The 17715-nt window shown below is 50.8% G+C and carries 19 protein-coding genes; 8 read left to right on the forward strand and 11 right to left on the reverse strand.

Annotated elements, in window-relative coordinates; all coding sequences use genetic code 11:
* Positions 1–118: 118 nt before the first annotated feature.
* Entirely contained in the window at positions 119–2290 is a 2172-nt protein-coding gene (locus ACZ5N7_RS08820; RefSeq protein ID WP_464658800.1) for a 5'-nucleotidase C-terminal domain-containing protein, read from the reverse strand.
* 192 nt (positions 2291–2482) lie between these two features.
* Here ACZ5N7_RS08820 and ACZ5N7_RS08825 point away from each other — a divergent pair, with 192 nt between their 5' ends.
* Positions 2483–2947: a hypothetical protein gene (locus tag ACZ5N7_RS08825; RefSeq protein ID WP_464658802.1), complete on the forward strand. Its 465-nt coding sequence runs from the start codon at positions 2483–2485 to the stop codon at positions 2945–2947.
* A gap of 119 nt (positions 2948–3066) precedes the next feature.
* Positions 3067–3291: a hypothetical protein gene (locus ACZ5N7_RS08830; RefSeq protein ID WP_464658803.1), complete on the forward strand. Its 225-nt coding sequence runs from the start codon at positions 3067–3069 to the stop codon at positions 3289–3291.
* A gap of 82 nt (positions 3292–3373) precedes the next feature.
* Here the strand turns inward: ACZ5N7_RS08830 and ACZ5N7_RS08835 are convergent, their stop codons facing one another.
* From ACZ5N7_RS08835 to queF, 3 genes are all read right to left on the reverse strand, one after another.
* A complete protein-coding gene (locus tag ACZ5N7_RS08835; RefSeq protein ID WP_464658804.1) occupies positions 3374–3610 on the reverse strand; it encodes a ferredoxin in 237 nt (78 codons plus the stop codon).
* A gap of 74 nt (positions 3611–3684) precedes the next feature.
* Positions 3685–4977 carry a DNA polymerase IV gene (locus ACZ5N7_RS08840; protein WP_464658806.1) on the reverse strand — a complete coding sequence of 431 codons (1293 nt, stop codon included), beginning with the start codon at positions 4975–4977 and terminating at the stop codon, positions 3685–3687.
* Complete coding sequence (gene queF / locus ACZ5N7_RS08845) at positions 4961–5320, reverse strand: preQ(1) synthase (RefSeq protein ID WP_464658808.1); 360 nt, start codon at positions 5318–5320, stop codon at positions 4961–4963. The genes ACZ5N7_RS08840 and queF overlap by 17 nt, the downstream gene beginning before the upstream one ends.
* A gap of 170 nt (positions 5321–5490) precedes the next feature.
* Here queF and cimA point away from each other — a divergent pair, with 170 nt between their 5' ends.
* Positions 5491–7110: a citramalate synthase gene (gene cimA, locus ACZ5N7_RS08850; RefSeq protein ID WP_464658809.1), complete on the forward strand. Its 1620-nt coding sequence runs from the start codon at positions 5491–5493 to the stop codon at positions 7108–7110.
* Between the two features lie 125 nt (positions 7111–7235).
* Here cimA and ACZ5N7_RS08855 read toward each other — a convergent pair whose 3' ends face one another.
* Positions 7236–7778 carry a TlpA family protein disulfide reductase gene (locus ACZ5N7_RS08855; protein ID WP_464658811.1) on the reverse strand — a complete coding sequence of 181 codons (543 nt, stop codon included), beginning with the start codon at positions 7776–7778 and terminating at the stop codon, positions 7236–7238.
* Between the two features lie 153 nt (positions 7779–7931).
* On the opposite strand from ACZ5N7_RS08855, the gene ACZ5N7_RS08860 reads away from it, so the two are divergent.
* Positions 7932–9239: an MFS transporter gene (locus tag ACZ5N7_RS08860; RefSeq protein WP_464658813.1), complete on the forward strand. Its 1308-nt coding sequence runs from the start codon at positions 7932–7934 to the stop codon at positions 9237–9239.
* Positions 9240–9328: 89 nt separating this feature from the next.
* Entirely contained in the window at positions 9329–9772 is a 444-nt protein-coding gene (locus tag ACZ5N7_RS08865) for a M67 family metallopeptidase (protein WP_464658814.1), read from the forward strand.
* 5 nt (positions 9773–9777) lie between these two features.
* Here ACZ5N7_RS08865 and ACZ5N7_RS08870 read toward each other — a convergent pair whose 3' ends face one another.
* Genes ACZ5N7_RS08870 through ACZ5N7_RS08880 form a run of 3 tightly spaced genes read right to left on the reverse strand, consistent with a single transcriptional unit; the run spans position 9778 to position 13048 of the window.
* Positions 9778–10515, reverse strand: a complete 738-nt coding sequence (locus tag ACZ5N7_RS08870) for an exonuclease domain-containing protein (RefSeq protein ID WP_464658816.1) — start codon at positions 10513–10515, stop codon at positions 9778–9780.
* A gap of 3 nt (positions 10516–10518) precedes the next feature.
* Entirely contained in the window at positions 10519–11607 is a 1089-nt protein-coding gene (locus ACZ5N7_RS08875) for a DUF294 nucleotidyltransferase-like domain-containing protein (RefSeq protein WP_464658818.1), read from the reverse strand.
* Positions 11608–11644: 37 nt separating this feature from the next.
* The gene (locus tag ACZ5N7_RS08880; RefSeq protein WP_464658820.1) at positions 11645–13048 is read right to left on the reverse strand and encodes an ammonium transporter; all 1404 of its coding nucleotides are present in this window, start codon (positions 13046–13048) and stop codon (positions 11645–11647) included.
* Between the two features lie 381 nt (positions 13049–13429).
* Here ACZ5N7_RS08880 and ACZ5N7_RS08885 point away from each other — a divergent pair, with 381 nt between their 5' ends.
* Both ACZ5N7_RS08885 and ACZ5N7_RS08890 read left to right on the forward strand, forming a co-directional pair.
* A complete protein-coding gene (locus tag ACZ5N7_RS08885; RefSeq protein ID WP_464659206.1) occupies positions 13430–13864 on the forward strand; it encodes a MerR family transcriptional regulator in 435 nt (144 codons plus the stop codon).
* Between the two features lie 35 nt (positions 13865–13899).
* A complete protein-coding gene (locus ACZ5N7_RS08890) occupies positions 13900–14589 on the forward strand; it encodes a zinc metallopeptidase (RefSeq protein ID WP_464658821.1) in 690 nt (229 codons plus the stop codon).
* 195 nt (positions 14590–14784) lie between these two features.
* On the opposite strand, the gene ACZ5N7_RS08895 is transcribed toward ACZ5N7_RS08890, so the two are convergent.
* Positions 14785–15681 carry a LysR family transcriptional regulator gene (locus ACZ5N7_RS08895; RefSeq protein ID WP_464658823.1) on the reverse strand — a complete coding sequence of 299 codons (897 nt, stop codon included), beginning with the start codon at positions 15679–15681 and terminating at the stop codon, positions 14785–14787.
* A 45-nt stretch (positions 15682–15726) separates the two neighbouring features.
* The gene (locus ACZ5N7_RS08900; RefSeq protein WP_464658825.1) at positions 15727–16323 is read right to left on the reverse strand and encodes a rhomboid family intramembrane serine protease; all 597 of its coding nucleotides are present in this window, start codon (positions 16321–16323) and stop codon (positions 15727–15729) included.
* A 114-nt stretch (positions 16324–16437) separates the two neighbouring features.
* Between ACZ5N7_RS08900 and tpx the strand changes: the two genes are divergently transcribed.
* Complete coding sequence (gene tpx / locus ACZ5N7_RS08905; RefSeq protein WP_464658827.1) at positions 16438–16956, forward strand: thiol peroxidase; 519 nt, start codon at positions 16438–16440, stop codon at positions 16954–16956.
* 233 nt (positions 16957–17189) lie between these two features.
* On the opposite strand, the gene ACZ5N7_RS08910 is transcribed toward tpx, so the two are convergent.
* Positions 17190–17579, reverse strand: a complete 390-nt coding sequence (locus ACZ5N7_RS08910; RefSeq protein WP_464658828.1) for a DUF1499 domain-containing protein — start codon at positions 17577–17579, stop codon at positions 17190–17192.
* Positions 17580–17715 lie beyond the last annotated feature (136 nt).

Consider the following 17715-nt stretch of genomic DNA (forward strand, 5'->3'; position numbering starts at 1 on the left):
GAAGCGTGCGTGCCACCCGTTTACCCGTCGCTGCAAAAAAAACGAGCAGGCAGCTGTCGCCGCCCGCTCGTTTACAAGCTTTGCTTAATCGTTCAATAAATGAAACATGATATCATTATTATTTCAGTAGCAAGTTAGAGAGAATCTGTGCACTTTCCGCGCGGTTAGCTTCGCCTTTAGGGTCGAAAATGCCATCCTGGCGTCCCTGAATCAATCCAAGCTCAGCACTTACATTGACGTAAACTTTGGCCCATTCGCTGACTGCTGTAAAGTCGTTGAAAGCAGCCGCTTTCGACGATTTCGCTTTTGCGCCCGACTTCACTTCATAACCGCGCACGATCATTTTGGCCATCTCTTCACGCTTGATTGTCTGGTCCGGCGCGAATACCGATTCGGAGATGCCGTCAATGATGCCTGCTTTGAATGCGGCCGAGATTTCTTTTGCATAAGCGTAAGTTGAAGGAACATCAGCGAAACGCATCTCGACAGTCTCTTTCAAACCGAGGCCGCGGACAAGCATAGCGGTAAATTGCGCCCGGCTCACGCTTTGCATTGGTGCGAACTGATCGTCCGACACTCCGTTTATTACATTTTTGGAGCTTAATTGCTTAATGACATTGTATGCCCAGTGCGTTGGAGCTACATCTTTGAATTCCTTGACCGATTGGGCTTCGACCTTAATAAACCGGTTCTCGACGGATGAGGTAATCGGAAGGCCTTTTGCCGTAAAGTTATCCTTGACGTACTGCAAAGTCGCGTCCAGGTCTACCGGTCCAGCGACACGCTCGGTGCCAGACTTGAGCAGCGTATACTTGTCCCCGCCGTTAGCCATAAAATCGTTGACCGTAATGGTGTAAGAGCCATTGTCCTGGATAGGAGTGCCGTCAAGCTTTTTAATATCCATCACTTTTTCGCCGGCAGGTTTGCTGTCATCCCAGGTATAGGTAAAGCCGGAGATTTGGCCGATACGCGGCCTTTGCGGATCCTGTCCTTTCCACTGCTGGTTCAGCAGTTCGCGGAACTGGGCTCCAGTGAGCGTCATTTTGATCAGCACGTTGCCGAAAGGCTGCATCTTGAAGAGGTTGCCGTAAGTGACTTTTCCGGAAGGAATGTCGTTGCGGATACCGCCGGAGTTCATGAATGCAAAATCAGTCTTCATTGCAGCGCGCATACCGTCGGCGATCAAGTTGCCAAGCGCGGTTTCTCCGGCTGCGGAGGCAGTGCGGTCAATATCCTTAGCCGCAGTTCCTACCGCTTCAGTCAATTTCGGAGTTGCGGCAATCAAATTATTGACAAAAGCCTCACTCTCCGGATCGGGAGTTACTCCTTTGTGATTAGTGCTTACGATTTCCGCCTTTTTGCTGACTACCTTATCGGTTGACGGATCAATTTCAAGGTCGACATCGGAGAACGCAGTGCCGTAAGAATAAGCTTGTACAATAAGCTTGCCGTTAACATTGACGTTTAACAGACCATGGTTATGTCCGGCAAAAATGACGTCGACACCGCTGCCGAGTTTTTTCGCCAGATCGACGACTTCGCCGTTTGCATCCTGGTCATTGGTGCCGAAGCCGGGATCATGAGCAAGCAAAACGATTGTGTTAACGCCCTGCTTCTTCATTTCATCGACAGCCTTGTTTACCGCTTCCGCCTGGTCGATGAATTTATACCCTTTGATGCCTTTCGGGTTCACAATGTTCGGAGTTTCCATTGTTACCACGCCGGTGAATCCGATCTTCACGCCGCCCACTTCTTTAATCGTGTAAGCCGGAAAAACCGGCTGATTCGTTGTCTCGTCTACGACGTTGGCGATCACGTATTTAAAATCAGGATTGGCGCCGGCAAAGTTTTTGCCTGTAACAGGATTCGGGCCGCCATATACCAAGCGTTTGGCTTCCGCGACTCCATAGTCAAATTCGTGGTTCCCCATTGTACCGACGGAAAAACCAAGCTTGTTGAGGAAGTCGATCGTAGGCTCATCCTGCGACAAGGCGGAGACAGGAGCGCTCGCACCGACCGCATCACCGGCATGAACCAACAGCGTGTTCGGATTCGTTTTTTTGCGCTCCTTCAAATATGCGGCCAGGTAGCTGGCTCCTCCGCGCTGATCGACAACTTTGCCGCTGGCATCTTTCACGTCTGCCACCGTGTCGAGCTGTCCGTGAAAATCGTTGATGCCGAGCAGTTTCACTTTCACTGAGGCAGCCGGTGCAGCCGCAGCGGTAGCTGCAGGAACTATCGCAGAACCCAGCAAAGCAAAGCTTAATGCCAAGGATAGCATCTTATTCATATATTGGCCCCTTTTCTTAAAAATAGATAATGAATGCAGCAGCTACTTTAGTCTAAGGGGTGAATGTAAATTCTTTTTAAACTCTATGTTAAGATTTTGTATGTTTTGATGACAGCACATCGGCAGCAGTTGATATACCGCCCTCAGCCTGCCATAATCGGAGGAGAAACTGTTTAAAAGGCTGGAACATAAATGAAAAGACGAATTTGGATGCTTCTCTTGGCGCTGTTACTGCTCACCGGCGTTGGTGCCTGGCTCGCCGGCTGCACTGCCAGCAATAATGCAGACAACAATCAGCAGGCCGGTGCAGGACAAAAGCGCCACGTGGTCCATGTCAAAGCGACGGTCAAGAGGTACGAAGGTGCGGGCAATGGACATCAGCATATTATCGTGGATCACATACGCGTGCTTGGCACGGAAAATTTGAACCCCTCCGAAGTCGAGCCGGAAGCGTTCGTAGCCATTCGGTACGGCGACTCGCTTGGCCTGCCAAAACCGATACCGGACCTCAAGGAAGGTGCGGACATTGAGATGCAAGGCGAGTACATCGACCGCAAGCACGCATCCAAGTCCCGCGACAATCCCGGCGACCCGGTGCTTCACTTCACCCATCACCCGCTTGGCTATGTCGTGTACGAGGGGCATAAATACGAGTAAACAACTACCGTCAGCGGACGCTTGACGGCTGCTGACGCAAGCAAGATTTATGAAGAATATGTCTGGAAGGCACGTTTTAGCCATATAGTATTATAATTAACACAAGAAGGTGATAGAGGATGCTGCACATTCTCGTCGGTATCGCAGCGGCTGTAATTATTTGGAAAATGATAAAGGTAACTTTTCGTTCCCTGATTTGGTTCATCCTGGCCGGAATTCTTGCATTTATTTTCTTCCCTAAGGCATTGGCGTTTGTTGGAGGCATCGGTTTTCTCATAGTCGGCTTTCTTGTAGCGCTAATCGTTTTGGCCGTAGCCGGCTTGTTCTTTTGGGAAAATGATTGACGCTATATACCGGCTAATACCAAAATGCCCCTGTCGCCGTCGCCGGTCCAGGGGCTTTCTCCTAAGTATAAATGGCAGTAGCTTATTTATTGAAAGGAGCGTCCGCAACTTTAATGGAGTCCGTTGGGCATCCATCCTGAGCATCCTGAAGATCATCGTAAAGGTCTTCCGGAATCTCTGTGTTACCGGTATTGCCATCGTTATCGTAAATCACTTCCGCCAATCCTTCATCATCGTAGTCGTAGATGTCGGGAGCGGTCGCACCGCAAGCGCCGCAAGCGATGCATGTGTCTTTTTCGACCCAGGTGAATTTTGCCATTTCCAAACTCCTCCTCAAAGATATCCTCAAAGTACAATATAATATAATTGGGGGGAAACTTCAAACGTTTCCTATCAAATTTTATCTTCTCCATCGCTCTTCAAAAAATCCATTTGCAGAGAAGTTCCCCTGACTTTCTTGTTCCTTAGAAGCGTGGAAGGATCGTCTCCCACCATTCCTAAAGTAACGATTGCATCTTCGCCGAATTTATCCCGTATGCCATCCATCGCCTGGGTGAGTTTCTCTCGACGCGCCTGTTTCTCGTACTCAAAAAGGTCCAGCTGCATCGCCGAATTTTCTTTCAGCTTCAGATTTTGCAGTGTCACACCGAGCAGACGGACGGGCTTCCCCTTTTCCCAATGGGAATGAAACAAGGAGCAGGCCGCCTTATAGATTTCATCCGTCGTTTCCGTCGGTACAGACAGCGTGCTTGAACGCGTAATGGTCTTCATATAGGGATCGCGAATCGTAATCTGCACCGTTTGGGCGACCAGCTTCTGCCTTCTGAGCCTGCGTGCAACCGCATCGGACAGATTCAGGAAGACTTTGTCGATCTGCTGTTCGTCCGTGTAATCGTAAGGCAGGGTAGTGGTATGGCCAATGGATTTGCTCTGGTCGCGTTCTGGGTTGACAGGGGAGTGGTCGATCCCGTTAGCAGCCTGCTTGAGCGCGGGGCCAAGCGCACCGAAATGCCGGGTCAGAAACTCCTCGTTCGAGTGAGCGAGCTCGCCCAGATTGCGGATATTGAGCTTACCCAGCTTGTCCGCCGTCTTCCTCCCGATTCCGTAAAGATCCGAGCACGGAAGGTGCCACAGGACACCGGGAACATCCCGCAACCTGAGAACGGAGAGCCCGTTCGGCTTCTTCATGTCGGATCCCATCTTGGCCAGAAGTTTGTTGGGCGCCACTCCGATTGAGCAGGGCAAACCCAACTCGTCCCGGATGCGCAGCTGAATCGTTTCCGCGATTTCTAGCGGGGTGCCGAACTGTTTGGAGCCCGTGATATCTACATAGCACTCATCGATGGACATCGCCTGCACCAGGGGGGAGTAGGCATAAGCGATGTCGAGAAACCGTCTGGAGAACCCTCTGTACAAATCAAAGTCCGGCCGAATAACAATAAGGTCAGGACATACTCTCAGAGCCTGCCTGACCTGCATTCCTGTCTTTACTCCCCGGGCTCGCGCGGCGTAGGAAGATGTTACTACGATGCCTTTGCGCAGCTCGACGCTGCCTGCGACAGCGAGCGGTTTGCCCTTATAACGTTCGGGCTCCACCGCTTCATGCACCGAGCAGTAAAAAGCGTTCATATCGATATGAAGGATGACCCTTCCGTTCTTTGGAAAATAATCACTTGTCCTGTTCATACACGGAACGCACATTAGTGTACAACCCGCCGCGGACATTAAACTTCCCCAGTACCTCCACTCTGCGGGGCTGGATCTGTGCCACAATATCATCAAGGATCATGTTGGTCACCGCTTCATGAAAATGGCCTTCGTCGCGGAAGCTCCACATATACAGCTTAAGCGACTTCAATTCTACGATATAAGGGCCTGGTGTGTACTTTATCGTGATGGTAGCAAAATCAGGCTGGCCCGTCACCGGGCAAAGCGCGGTAAATTCGGGCGTTTCGATTTCCACTTCATATTCACGATCCGGATACGGATTCGGTACGGCCTGTAAAGTTCTTGATGGTTTGGTAGACACACAAAGCACCTCCATAGATAATAAGACACTACAAGAATACAGCCGGAGCCCTGTTTGGTCAAGCAAAATGAGCATATCTTAACTGAGCGCCAACAATTCGTGCTCCAAAACAAGAAAAAACTGTGATATAATTATAAATTAACGAAATCAGTTTCCGGGAGGACAGGTTTATGACTGCTGCAGTGAAAATTTTCGATACGACCCTGCGGGACGGGACACAGGGGGAGGGCATTTCCCTATCCGTGGACGACAAGCTCAAAATTGTACAAAAACTCGACGCTCTTGGAGTTCATTATATAGAAGGCGGCTGGCCGGGCAGCAACAGCAAAGATATAGAATTCTTTCACCGCGCCAAAGATATCAAACTCGTTAACGCCACGATCACCGCTTTCGGCAGCACGCGCAGAAAAGACACCGCCGCCGCACAGGATGTCAACCTGAACCGTATTCTCGAATCCGGTGTGAAGGCTGCCGCTATTTTCGGCAAGTCCTGGGATTTTCATGTCCATAAAGCGATCCAGACCACACTCGAAGAGAACCTGGCCATGATTTACGATTCCGTTCACTATTTAAAAGCTAACGGCCTGGAAGTAATCTACGACGCCGAGCATTTTTTTGACGGATACAAAAATAATCCCGACTACGCGATGCGGACCATTCTGAAAGCGCAGGAAGCGGGGGCAGACTGGGTCGTGCTTTGCGATACCAACGGCGGTACCCTTCCAGGCGAAATTTCTTCGATTATAAAAGAAGTCAAGGCGCGCGTGTCCGCCCCTATCGGCATTCACGCTCATAATGACTGCGAGCTCGCTGTTGCCAACACTCTGGCTGCCGTGTCCGCCGGAGCTTCCCAAGTTCACGGAACGATCAACGGGTATGGAGAAAGATGCGGCAACGCCAACCTCTGTTCGATCCTGCCGAACCTGCAGTTAAAAATGTCCTATTCCTGCATCAGCGGGCAGCAGCTGGCGAACCTCACTTCAACCGCACGCGCGGTCAGCGAAATCGCCAACATGCAGATGCCTGTGAACCAGCCTTTTGTGGGAACGGCGGCATTCGCCCATAAAGGCGGCATCCACGTCTCGGCGATCCTGAAGAACGCCAAAACCTACGAGCACATCTCGCCGGAGCTTGTAGGCAACAAGCAGAGAGTGCTCGTCTCCGAATTGGCCGGCCAGAGCAACCTGATGTTCAAAGCCGAGGAATTGAATCTGGACTTCGATTTAAACAACGAACAGACCAAACAGGTCATCCAGCACATTAAAGAGCTTGAGCATCAAGGCTACCAGTTCGAGGGGGCGGACGCCTCGCTCGAGCTGATCCTGAGGGAAGCCTTCGGCGAGATGGAGAATATCTTTACTCTGGAATCCTTTAAGATCATTTATGAAAAATCAGCCAAGCAGTCCGTCGTTTCCGAGGCGATCGTGAAGGTGAACGTGCACGGCGAAACGATGCTGACCGCGGCGGAGGGCAACGGCCCGGTCAACGCCTTGGACAACGCGCTGCGCAAAGCATTGGTTTCATATTACCCGTCCATCCAGGAAACGCATCTCACCGACTATAAGGTCAGAGTCATCGACGACCAAGGGGAAACCGCAAGTAAAGTAAGGGTCGTGATGGAGCACACGGACTTCGACAACACCTGGAACACTGTCGGCGTCTCCAGCAACATTATTGAAGCGAGCTGGCTCGCCCTGACGGACAGCATCCGCTATGCCTTGCTCGGCAAGGAATGCCGAGGCTCCTCCCATGAAGCGCACAAGGAACGTCTCGGCCTTGCGAACCATTGATCGCACTCACAAAAAATCTCGGAGTGAAAATTCGTTACGCAAACTTTTGACTTCCGAAGTCACTTCAGATGAAAGACAAACTCCCTGTGCTTTTATATCAGCCAGGGAGTTTGTTGTGTTTGTTGTCATTTTGCGTTGATTGCCGCTTCAATTTTTCTTTCGAGTTCCGCCTGCGGCAACGGATGAAAAATATCCCGGATCACTCCGCCGCGGTCCACCAGGAACGAGGTTGGAATCGCCAATATGCGGTAGTTCTCCGCGGTTTTACCGTCACGGTCGAGGAGGATCGGGAACTTCAAACCGTACTTTTGAACGAAAGCGTTAACTTCCTCCAGCTTGTCCGCCCGGGTTACGTTAACTGCGTAAAAATCAATGTCTTTCCGATATTTCTCGTATGCGGCTTCCAAAGCCGGAGCTTCCTCCCTGCACGGACCGCACCAGGAGGCCCAGAAATGAACGAGCACCGGCTTGTCCCTTCCTCCTCCAACCTTGTAATGCTTACCGTCCAGACCGATCAATTGAAACGACGCCGCCGTCTGCCCGACATGAGAGGCTGCACCGATCGCCTCGGCTTCAGCTTGCGGAGTCTTGCCCCAATACCTCATTCCGACAGCCAGCAACAGGATGAGTGCGCCCGCGGCCACGATCCACTGAATTTTTTTTTTCATACATGTCTCCAAATATCCTTTGAATTTTTCAGCTATAGTATGGCCCTTCCATGCCGGTTTTCAACCTCGCTGCGGGAACTTCGATATAAGGTATGTTGTAAAAGGCATCCGGGCAGATTAAAAGTACGATTCTTTATGGAGGAGGTTTGTCGGATGGAAAAAACAAAGAACAGAAAGCTGGACATCATTTTTGAGAGCGACATAGAACCCGATGACCGGGCGCCGAAGGGGGCAGAGAAAACAGGCGAGAAAAAGCAGAAGCCAAGCTCCAAAGGGCAAGTCTGGGAGTTCATCGCCATCGCCACCGTTCCTTTGGTTCTTGTACTCGGCAATTCGATGCTTGTGCCCATCCTGCCGGTGATGGAAGATAAACTGGGCATTTCCAAATTCCAAAGCTCGCTTGTCATTACCCTGTTCTCCGTAATGGCCGGGCTGATCATCCCGATAGCAGGCTATTTATCCGACCGCTTCGGCCGCAAAGCAGTCATGATCCCTTCCCTTATCGTCTATGGCGCTGCCGGTGTCCTCGCGGGATTCGGGGCGGTGTGGAACTCGTATACAGTGGTTATTATCGCCCGTGCAATCCAGGGATTCGGCGCCGCGGGAACCGCTCCTATCGCGATGGCCCTGGCGGGAGACCTCTATTCGGGAGGAACGGAAAGTAAAGCGCTGGGACTGACGGAAGCTTCCAATGGAGCGGGAAAAGTAATTTCGCCGATCCTGGGATCAGCTTTGGCGCTTATAGTATGGTATGCCGCATTTTTTGCATTTCCGATTTTTTGCGTGCTCTCCCTGCTTGCGGTGATCTTCCTTCTGAAGGAGCCGAAAAAGGAGGGGCAGCCCCAAAAGCTGGGCAAATTTGTCAAGACCACTCTTTCGATTTTGAGAAAAAAGGGCCGGTGGCTGATCACTTCTTTTTTCGCGGGTTCCCTTGGTTTGTTTATCCTGTTCGGAGTTCTGTTTTACTTATCCAACATCCTCGAAGAGCCACCTTACAATATCGACGGGGTGCTGAAGGGCTGCATTCTTGCTATTCCTCTGCTGGGGCTGGTCACTACATCTTACACGACAGGGGCTTTGATCAAGAAAAACGGCACACTGATGCGATGGCTCATCAATATCGGCCTGGTTCTGATGACCGTCTCCCTGGGACTGGCTATCCTGTTCACAAAAAATATTTACGTTCTCATTGCGCTGCTTACTGTCAGCTCGATCGGCACGGGCCTGCTGCTTCCCTGCCTGAATACGATGATCACCGGTTCCGTGGAAAAATCCCAGCGAGGCATGATTACTTCCCTTTACAGCTCGCTGCGGTTTCTGGGGGTGGCGGCGGGTCCTCCCCTGTTTGGATTCCTTATGGACATCTCCGACAAAATCGTGTTCATCACCGTATCCTGTCTGTCGCTTATAACGCTGGGACTGGTGTTCTTTCTGATTAAGCCGCAAGGTAAGATCAGCTGACGACATACCCAGTTACGCATCTCCTTTCATACGGGTCGTTTTTCTGGTATGCTACAAGGTACCAAATCACCGTCAGGAGACACTTTGCAATGATCATGCTGCCAAGATCCGTCTGGGAAGCAATGAAAGCTTATTGCCAATCGCTTTTGCCCGAGGAAGCCTGCGGACTGCTTGCGGGCTTCCCAGAGAATTCCGGGACGGGCGCAAGCCGCCTGACCGTCACCGAATTCGTGCCGGTCCCCAATATTTCATCCCACCGTCTGCATGAATTTGAAATGTCCGCCCAAGCCTTGACGGAGCATCTCTTTCACATACAAAAACAGCAAAAATCGCTCATCGGCTTTGTCCACTCGCACCCAACGACACCGGCCGTACCCTCTTCCAAAGACGCAAACACATTATGGAAACAAACCGCGGCCATTATCCTTTCATTCGAGGAACCGGACAATCCCGTGATCCATGCCTATACCTGGACGAAAAAAAGAACAGCCGCCGAACTGCCGTTCAAGCCTTTTCCAATTCGCATAGTGTAAACCATTCAAACGTGGATGCTCAGCTTCTCATACAAATCGCCCAACGTGCAGATCTCTCTGTCCCTCACTTCCTGCAGCATTTTAGTCCATAAACGGGCCGTCATCAAGGCATCCTCCAAAGCGTGATGGCGGCCGGCGATCTCTATCCCATAACAATCGAGGAGTTCGTCCAACCCGTACTTCTTCATACCGGGATGAAGCCATTTCCCGATCATCATTGTATCCAGCAGCCTATGGGAGAACTTGATCCTGGACGTTTTCCACAGCGCGGAATTGAGAAAATGTTTATCATGGCCGCTGCCGTGGGCGACCAGCACCTTGTGGCTGACGAATTCCAGAAAACCCCTTAATCCCGCAATGAGCTCCGGCGCTTCACCCGCCATATCGTTGGTGATCCCGGTCAGCCTCACAATTTCTTCAGGGATTGCCTTTTTGGGATTGACCAAGGTATAGAATGTCTCCTGCTCCTGAACTTGCCATCCGACAGCGGCTACCGCCCCGAAAGATAATATTTCATCCCCGTTATAAGGGGAGAAGCCGGTCGTCTCAAGGTCGAAAACTGCCACATCAAGCGTGTCCAGCTGAATTTCATACAGCGAGCTGCGCTCTTGCTCCCTGATCATGGAGCGGATGAAAGCCATCTGCTGAGCGTTTTGCGCGTCGAAGACAGACGTGATCGCAGGGGTAAGGCCGCCCATTTTGTATAAATGCCACATTCTTCCCATCGGCCTCATGTCCTTCATGCCTCACCGCCTCCATTTCTCATAGAGTCGAATTTCTTCTCCAATTTTAAGGATATACCTTTGGAACTCCGCTCCCGTTTTCAGGCAGCTTTTCAATTCCTGGACGATTTCTTTCGTCAGCTGATTGGCGGCCAGTTTTCCTCTCGTCCGAAACACTCCGTTTTCTTCTTGGTAAGGTGTCATTTCCCTGAATTTAACCGCTGAGGACCACGCCTGCAGAAGTTCGCGAGACAGCTGCGCGGGAAGAATATTCGCTTCGGAAAGCGCATTTAATCTGTCTAACGTGGAAGAGCGGCGGATATGATGCTGTACCGCAAGCAGGCGAACCCCGTTGACAAACGGAATGTATGCCCCATACTTGACGTCTACACCGCCCGCATCCTGTCCGTACCGTTCTTTGATCAGCTGCCCGAAGACACCGAGAGATATTTTATGGTGCAAAGTGTTGTGCAGCATGTGAAGGATGATGGAACGGCGGCTTTTGACATAATTGAAATAAACCTCTTTAAGCTGATCCAAAAGCTTTTCCTGCCCGCACACACAGCGAAAATCGGCGGTAATGAGAAGATACCTTACGTTCTCCCAGTCCGGTTCGCCGAACCACTCCGCAATCATGCGGATCCACGCAGAGAGAGGTTTTCTCCACTGCGGATTCGTACTCAGTACATTTCCTTCGCAAGGCGGGTAACCCACCTTCTCAAGGGAAGCTACCAAGCTTCCGGCAAAAGCGGCAAAATACCGCTCCACCGCATCCCTGAATGATTCTTCCACATCCTCATATATAAGTCCGTTATCCTGGTCGCTCCATAGGGTCATCTCTCTCCTTCCCCCGCTGCCGAACGCCAGAAAAGCGTATTCCGCCGGCGGTGCACCCCATCCGTTGCCGACCATCACCGTTTCGGTGAGCAGCACGACTTTTCTCATCAGCAGATCGTGGAACCGGTTCAAAAACTCATTCCGTTCCACTTGGGAAGAAAAAAGGAGATGCCCTTGGAGCCTTGCATGGGCCTCTGCCCGGAGGGAGCTCAGTGTATCCAGGTCGTCAGTCCTTTCGATACGCTCCATCAGCAGCTGCCATGAAAGTTGTTCCATGGTGTCATCCCCTTCATCCGGTTCAATGATTTCAGTATTACACAGCTGCCGGATCCTGAACAGACGCCTTTTTCATTTGCTCCGGATAACCGTAGCTTCCATGCTCTGAAAGGTCGAGGCCGATTACTTCTTCTTCTTCCGTTACGCGCAGGCCGATAGTTGCTTTGATGGCTCCCAGAATGATCAAACATACGACAAGGACGAACACGAACGCGCCTAGCACGCCCAGAGCTTGAACTCCAAGCTGTCCAAAACCCCCGCCGTAGAGCAACCCGGGTTTGCCGACTTTTACGATTTCGACCAATTCAGGCGTTGCGAACAAACCCGTGGACAAAGTTCCCCAGACTCCCGCAATCCCGTGCACGGAGAAGGCGTAGATCGGATCGTCCAGCCCGGCCTTTTCAAACCACTGGGCGGTAAAGAAGGTCACGATGCCGGAGATGGCTCCGATGAGAATGGCAGCTCCCGGAGTAACGAAAGCACAAGCCGCTGTGATGGCAACCAAGGCAGCCAATACACCGTTCAGCATGCTTGGAATATCCGACTTGCCGAAATACATCCACGATACGATAAGGGCAGCCACACCGCCGGCCGCCGCCGCCAGGTTGGTAGTCAGTGCGATATAACCGAAGAATCCGTCTCCCATCGCGCTTAAAGTGCTGCCCGGGTTAAATCCGAACCAGCCGATCCACAGAATGATCACACCCAGTACGGACAATACCTGATTGTGGCCGGGAATCAAATTTGGGGTTTTATCTTTATTAAATTTGCCGATGCGGGGCCCGAGCAGCCAGGTAGCCACCAATGCTCCCGTAGCGCCTTGAAGGTGAACGACCGTCGACCCGGCAAAGTCCTGCATGCCGATTTTGGACAGCCAGCCTCCGCCCCATACCCAGTGAGCCACAATCGGATAAACGATGACCGTAAACAAGATTCCGAAGATAAAATAGACAGGCAGCTTGGCTCTTTCGGCGAATCCGCCCCAGGCGATGGCCAGTGACACACCCGCGAAGGCCAATTGGAACAAGAATTTGATGGAGATCGGCGCGTCGGAAGCTGACAAGGAGCCGAATACTTGTTTAGCTTGCGCTTCCGTTCCGTCCATTCCAAATCCGGAAATTCCGATCAGGTTGTTGTCCAGAAACGCGCTTCCGTCGCCGAAGGCGAATCCGAAGCCAACGGCCCAGAAAGCAATGGCGCAAATTCCGAAAGTCAGGATCGTTTTGCCGGCAACATGTCCCGCGTTCTTCATCCTGGTGGATCCCGCTTCCAACAATGCGAAGCCGGCCTGCATGAATATGACCAGAATCGCGGCGAGCATTACCCAAACGCCGTCTATCGCGGCCTGCAGCTGCTCGGGCTTCGGTGCTTCATCCGCAGCGAAGGCGAAGGCAGGGAATAACATAACCATGAAGCCGAAAGCCGGAATAAACTTTTTCATCAAATTGACCACTCCCTCAAAATGTTATATTTTATAACATTAAATGAAATTCTTAATGTCATTATATACATCCGACCCTTCATTGACAACATATTTTTTAATAATTATGAGTAAATACGAAAATAACCTGACATATAACAAGCATAATTCGGTTTTTTCATAATATAGAGGCAGGGATCTGTTATAAACTTGACATGAAGCGGGAAATACATTCCTGTAACGAATGTTTAATGCGAAGCATTACGTTTGACTGTATAGTTTGAGTTCTAGTATCATAAAATCACGTTGATGGTGAGTGCAATGAAACATTTATTATGCGGATTTGTCGGAAACTACGGTTCTCCATACTAAGTCGGACAAGAGGTGAATACAGATGGGGATATAAAGCTTTATAAAATAGGCGAGCTCGCCAAACTGTGCAACATGAGCCCAAGGACGATCGACTATTACACCAAGCTCGGTTTGATCCGGCCTGAGACAAGGTCTATTGCAAACTACAGATTTTACAGCGATGAAACCTTATCCCGTTTGAAACGTATTGAAAAATTGAAAAAAGAGAAATATAGCCTAGAAGAAATTAAGACCAAGCTGATGCAGTGGAGCAAGGTGTGCCCGGATGAACAGGCGGCAGATAAACTTACATCTTTGCAGCTTCATTTAAAACAGCTGGCGGATGAAGTGCATGAAATCCGACCGATTATCAACAGTCTCCGTCCGAAACAGGTAAAGCAGTATCACAAGATGCTGACGCCCTATACCGCTGCCTGCATCGAAGCCTTGTTGATCCTTCTAGGGGAGGGCCCTCTTAATCTATAAGGGCTCGCATTAAATGAATATAGGAGGAGTAAGGCATGTTTCGTTTCCATTTCATGGATATCTTTATCTTTATCGCGTTCGGTCTGTCGCTTTGGGCTTCATTCAGGGTAAGAAGCACATTTAACAAATGGTCCGAAAACCCTGTGCAGTCCGGTATGACCGGATACGAAGCTGCCAGAAGAATGCTGGACGCGAACGGCCTTTACGATGTGCCGGTTGAGCCGGTGCCCGGCGCCTTGTCGGATCACTATGATCCTGTCCAGCGGGTAGTAAGGCTTTCCGAACCAGTCTACTATGAAAATTCCATATCTGCTGTCTCGGTGGCCTGCCATGAAGTCGGGCACGCTATTCAGCATAAAGTACATTATCCGATGCTTACTATGCGGCATAATATGTTCCCTGTCGTTAATTTTGCTTCCGGCGTGGCCCCTCTGATGATTCTAGCCGGCTTGTTCTTTCAGCAGTTCAACTTCCTGCTTGGGCTGGGCATCCTGTTCTTCTCGGCGGCGGTAGCGTTCCAGCTGGTGACCCTGCCTGTTGAGTTTAACGCAAGCTCCCGGGCAAGGGATATCATGGTGGCCAGCGGCTTTATCACTAACGAAGAAGAACACGGTGTGGCTAAAGTACTGAATGCCGCTGCATTGACTTACGTAGCCGCTGCGTTGATTTCCGTGCTGGAGCTGGCAAAGTATATCATGATCTTCAACAGCCGATCGGATGATTAAAAAGCACGTTTGCTCGAAAGCTCTTCGGATTGTGCAAGTGACGAAGAACGTCCCGTTCCATTCTGACGAGTGGAAGCGGGACGTTTTCTATTTTTATGGGGCCTGGCACACATCTGTCTGACAGCCATCTATAATTTCCTATACAATAAATAAAGCGTGCAGGAAGCGGGCCAATCGGTCCGCCTCCTGCACGCTTTATTTTTTATCGCATTGAAAATAGTCGAACAAAAAGGCTTGAAACACCCTTGCCACCAGAGGCAGCTTCTCGCCCTTGCGGCGGATGAGACCGATCGTGCGGGTGACCCGGGGGTCGGTGACCCTCACCTTGGCGGGCATCAGCTCGCTGATCTCGGTGAGCGCCATTTCCGGCAGCAGGCCCACTCCCATGCCTGCCGCGACCAGCCCCCTGATCGTATCCGTTTCCTCGCCTTCAAACCCGATCATCGGCCGGAATCCCGCCTCAGCGCATGCTTCCAGAACGATGGCACGCAAAGAGTAAGCCTCGCTGAACATGACAAAAGGCTCCTCCTTGAGCTGCTCCAGCCTGATAGATTCCTGCCCTGCCAGCCTGTGGGCGGAAGGCAGAATCGCGAACAGTTCTTCCGTGATCAGCAGTTCCCCGGTCACTTGCTCATGCCGCTCCGGAAAAGGCGATATAAAAGCCAGATCGATCTCTCCGTTCACTACGTCACGTATCAGGCTGTTGAAGGTGCTCTGGCGCAGCTTGAATTTGACATTGGGATGGGTTTTACGGAAGTCCGCCACGACGGTCGGAAGCAGAGAAATTCCGAGGCTGTGGGGAAACCCGATGCGGACTTCACCCGCCTCCGGGTTAAGAAACTCGTGGATTTCATTCACCGCCCTGTCCAGATCCGCGATAATCGCTTCCACACGGCTCAGAAACAGCTTGCCGACCGAGGTCAGTTGCAGGTTTCGCCCTTTTTGCACGAACAATTGGACTCCGAGTTCCTCCTCCAGCTGATGAATCTGTCTGCTTACCGCCGATTGGGCCACATGCAGCTCTTCGGCGGCGTGAGTCATATGCTGTTTTCTGGCCACTTTGACAAAGTAATATAATTGTCTTAATTCCACACGGATCCTCCGTACTGTTGTCGATAATTTGTCTTGATAGCCCTCTTATTTTATAGACCGTTTCAATAAGTGATACAGGATAAAACCGGCCGCAAAACCTCCCGAATGGCCGATCAGGCTGATCTGCGGGACCGCTACGGAATACAGGAACCCCGTCACGATTAACGTAATAATCGTAGTGCGAGAGCCGCGGTCAAGATCAGCTTTTTGAAATAATCCGATATATAAATACGCCCCGTATACTCCATAGATCGCCCCGGAAGCTCCGGCAGACAATACGGCGTTATGCTGCAGCAGCACACCGGCAATATTGGCCATGATTCCGCTCGCAATGTAAAAAAGAAAATACCGCCGCGATCCGAGTATGCTCTCGAGAGGCGGTGCGAACACGAGCAGCGCAAAAGCGTTGAACAGCAGATGCTCGAAGCCGATATGGAGGAACATCGCCGCGGCGTATCTCCAATACTCCGTTTGGTAAGGTGCCGCGTTAACCATCGCCCCAAACCGGAGCAGCGTGTTTGTGTCTGTAGAACCTCCGCTTACCGTAAGCAGCAAAAACACAACTGCATTGATTCCGATCAGCAGGGTCGTCACAGGATACATGCGTACATACTGCCGGGGGCTTTCGTACCTGACAAACATCTCTTCAATCCTTTCGGCTATGGATGGGCAATTGGACAAGTTCCAAAGCAAAAGATTATAATAGAAAAGGTAATTCATCTCAATATGCTTAAATTAAGGGAGGATCAGAAGAACATGGCTCAAGAACGCACGGGTGTTGCCACTCTGAAAGGCAATCCGATTACACTAATCGGACCGGAATTACAAGCGGGAGACAAAGCCCCGGATTTCAAGCTGAACAAAGATTTGATGAACCAGGTTTCCCTTTCCGATTTTGCGGGTAAAGTGAAATTGATTTCCGTTGTGCCTTCCCTGGACACTGGCGTCTGCGACGCTCAAACACGCAGATTTAACGAAGCTGCCGCTGAACTGGGAGAGAATGTTGTCGTTCTTACCGTGAGCGCCGACCTTCCGTTTGCTCAAGCGCGCTGGTGCGGTGCCGCGGGAATCGATAAAGTGGTCACTTTGTCCGATTACAAATCCATGTCTTTCGGCGAAGCTTATGGCGTACATATTAAAGAACTGCGTTTGGATATGCGTTCCATTTTCGTACTGGACGCTGGCGACACGATCCGCTATGTAGAATACTTGCCAGAAATGACAAACCATCCTGATTACGACAAAGCGATTGCGGCTGTAAAAAGCTTGCTTTAATGCTATAGTTTGTCCTGAAGCAAGACGCTTATGACTTCAAGTGATAGGCGTCTTTTTTCTGTGATGGGGAGGGGTCTGACCAGACGCCGAGGATCGCAGTATCGCGCGCCGGATGAACCGCCGCTTCCCTCAATGCTATTCAGCTGCCGTCCTGGAGCTGTATGGTTCTGCGGAGCCTCTTTCTTTTCCCGGCAAACAAAAATGCTCCCCAAGGAGGAAGCACATCGCCGGATCTAGTCGTTCGAACGATACTGCGCTAACCGTTTGTCCAACTGCCTGTAAATATCGAGAATCGTGCGGTAGTTGGAGCCCAGATCTCCAAGGGAGCCTCTGGAAGCGGAGTAAATGTCTATGGCGGTCTTCAGCGGATTAATGGAGAAAAGAGTGACCGTAATATCCTGCGTCCGCCCGGTCACCGTCCGTTTTTCAAGCACGATCTCGCCGACGTTACGCACCTCGTGCAGCACTCTGTAGCCGTTCATTTTCTTGAGTGTGGTACTAACTTCCTCCCATGCCTTGTCCATCGATAATTTGTAAAATTTGGTCTTTAAAAGCGGATCTTTTGCCTTCTCGCCTGTTTGTTCATAACTGCGGAGCAAACCGATTAATGATCTCTTCAGCAACAGCCTTCCCCCTCAACTCGACTCCGAATCTCACACTTCTCTTTATATTACTTTCAATCATAACATTAATCAAAGGCAATTTGAACATTTTCCGGAATATTTAAGAGTAAAAAAAGTAGTTTAAGAGAAACGCCGT

The sequence above is a fragment of the Paenibacillus sp. JCM 18996 genome, assembly GCF_055392555.1.

Bases quoted from the DNA above. Each gene is read 5' to 3' on its own strand.
- ACZ5N7_RS08820 (WP_464658800.1), bottom strand. From the start codon at position 2,290: ATGAATAAGATGCTATCCTTGGCATTAAGCTTTGCTTTGCTGGGTTCT.
- ACZ5N7_RS08825 (WP_464658802.1), top strand. From the start codon at position 2,483: ATGAAAAGACGAATTTGGATGCTTCTCTTGGCGCTGTTACTGCTCACC.
- ACZ5N7_RS08830 (WP_464658803.1), top strand. From the start codon at position 3,067: ATGCTGCACATTCTCGTCGGTATCGCAGCGGCTGTAATTATTTGGAAA.
- ACZ5N7_RS08835 (WP_464658804.1), bottom strand. From the start codon at position 3,610: ATGGCAAAATTCACCTGGGTCGAAAAAGACACATGCATCGCTTGCGGC.
- ACZ5N7_RS08840 (WP_464658806.1), bottom strand. From the start codon at position 4,977: ATGAACAGGACAAGTGATTATTTTCCAAAGAACGGAAGGGTCATCCTT.
- cimA (WP_464658809.1), top strand. From the start codon at position 5,491: ATGACTGCTGCAGTGAAAATTTTCGATACGACCCTGCGGGACGGGACA.
- ACZ5N7_RS08855 (WP_464658811.1), bottom strand. From the start codon at position 7,778: ATGAAAAAAAAAATTCAGTGGATCGTGGCCGCGGGCGCACTCATCCTG.
- ACZ5N7_RS08860 (WP_464658813.1), top strand. From the start codon at position 7,932: ATGGAAAAAACAAAGAACAGAAAGCTGGACATCATTTTTGAGAGCGAC.
- ACZ5N7_RS08865 (WP_464658814.1), top strand. From the start codon at position 9,329: ATGATCATGCTGCCAAGATCCGTCTGGGAAGCAATGAAAGCTTATTGC.
- ACZ5N7_RS08870 (WP_464658816.1), bottom strand. From the start codon at position 10,515: ATGAAGGACATGAGGCCGATGGGAAGAATGTGGCATTTATACAAAATG.
- ACZ5N7_RS08875 (WP_464658818.1), bottom strand. From the start codon at position 11,607: ATGGAACAACTTTCATGGCAGCTGCTGATGGAGCGTATCGAAAGGACT.
- ACZ5N7_RS08880 (WP_464658820.1), bottom strand. From the start codon at position 13,048: ATGAAAAAGTTTATTCCGGCTTTCGGCTTCATGGTTATGTTATTCCCT.
- ACZ5N7_RS08890 (WP_464658821.1), top strand. From the start codon at position 13,900: ATGTTTCGTTTCCATTTCATGGATATCTTTATCTTTATCGCGTTCGGT.
- ACZ5N7_RS08900 (WP_464658825.1), bottom strand. From the start codon at position 16,323: ATGTTTGTCAGGTACGAAAGCCCCCGGCAGTATGTACGCATGTATCCT.
- tpx (WP_464658827.1), top strand. From the start codon at position 16,438: ATGGCTCAAGAACGCACGGGTGTTGCCACTCTGAAAGGCAATCCGATT.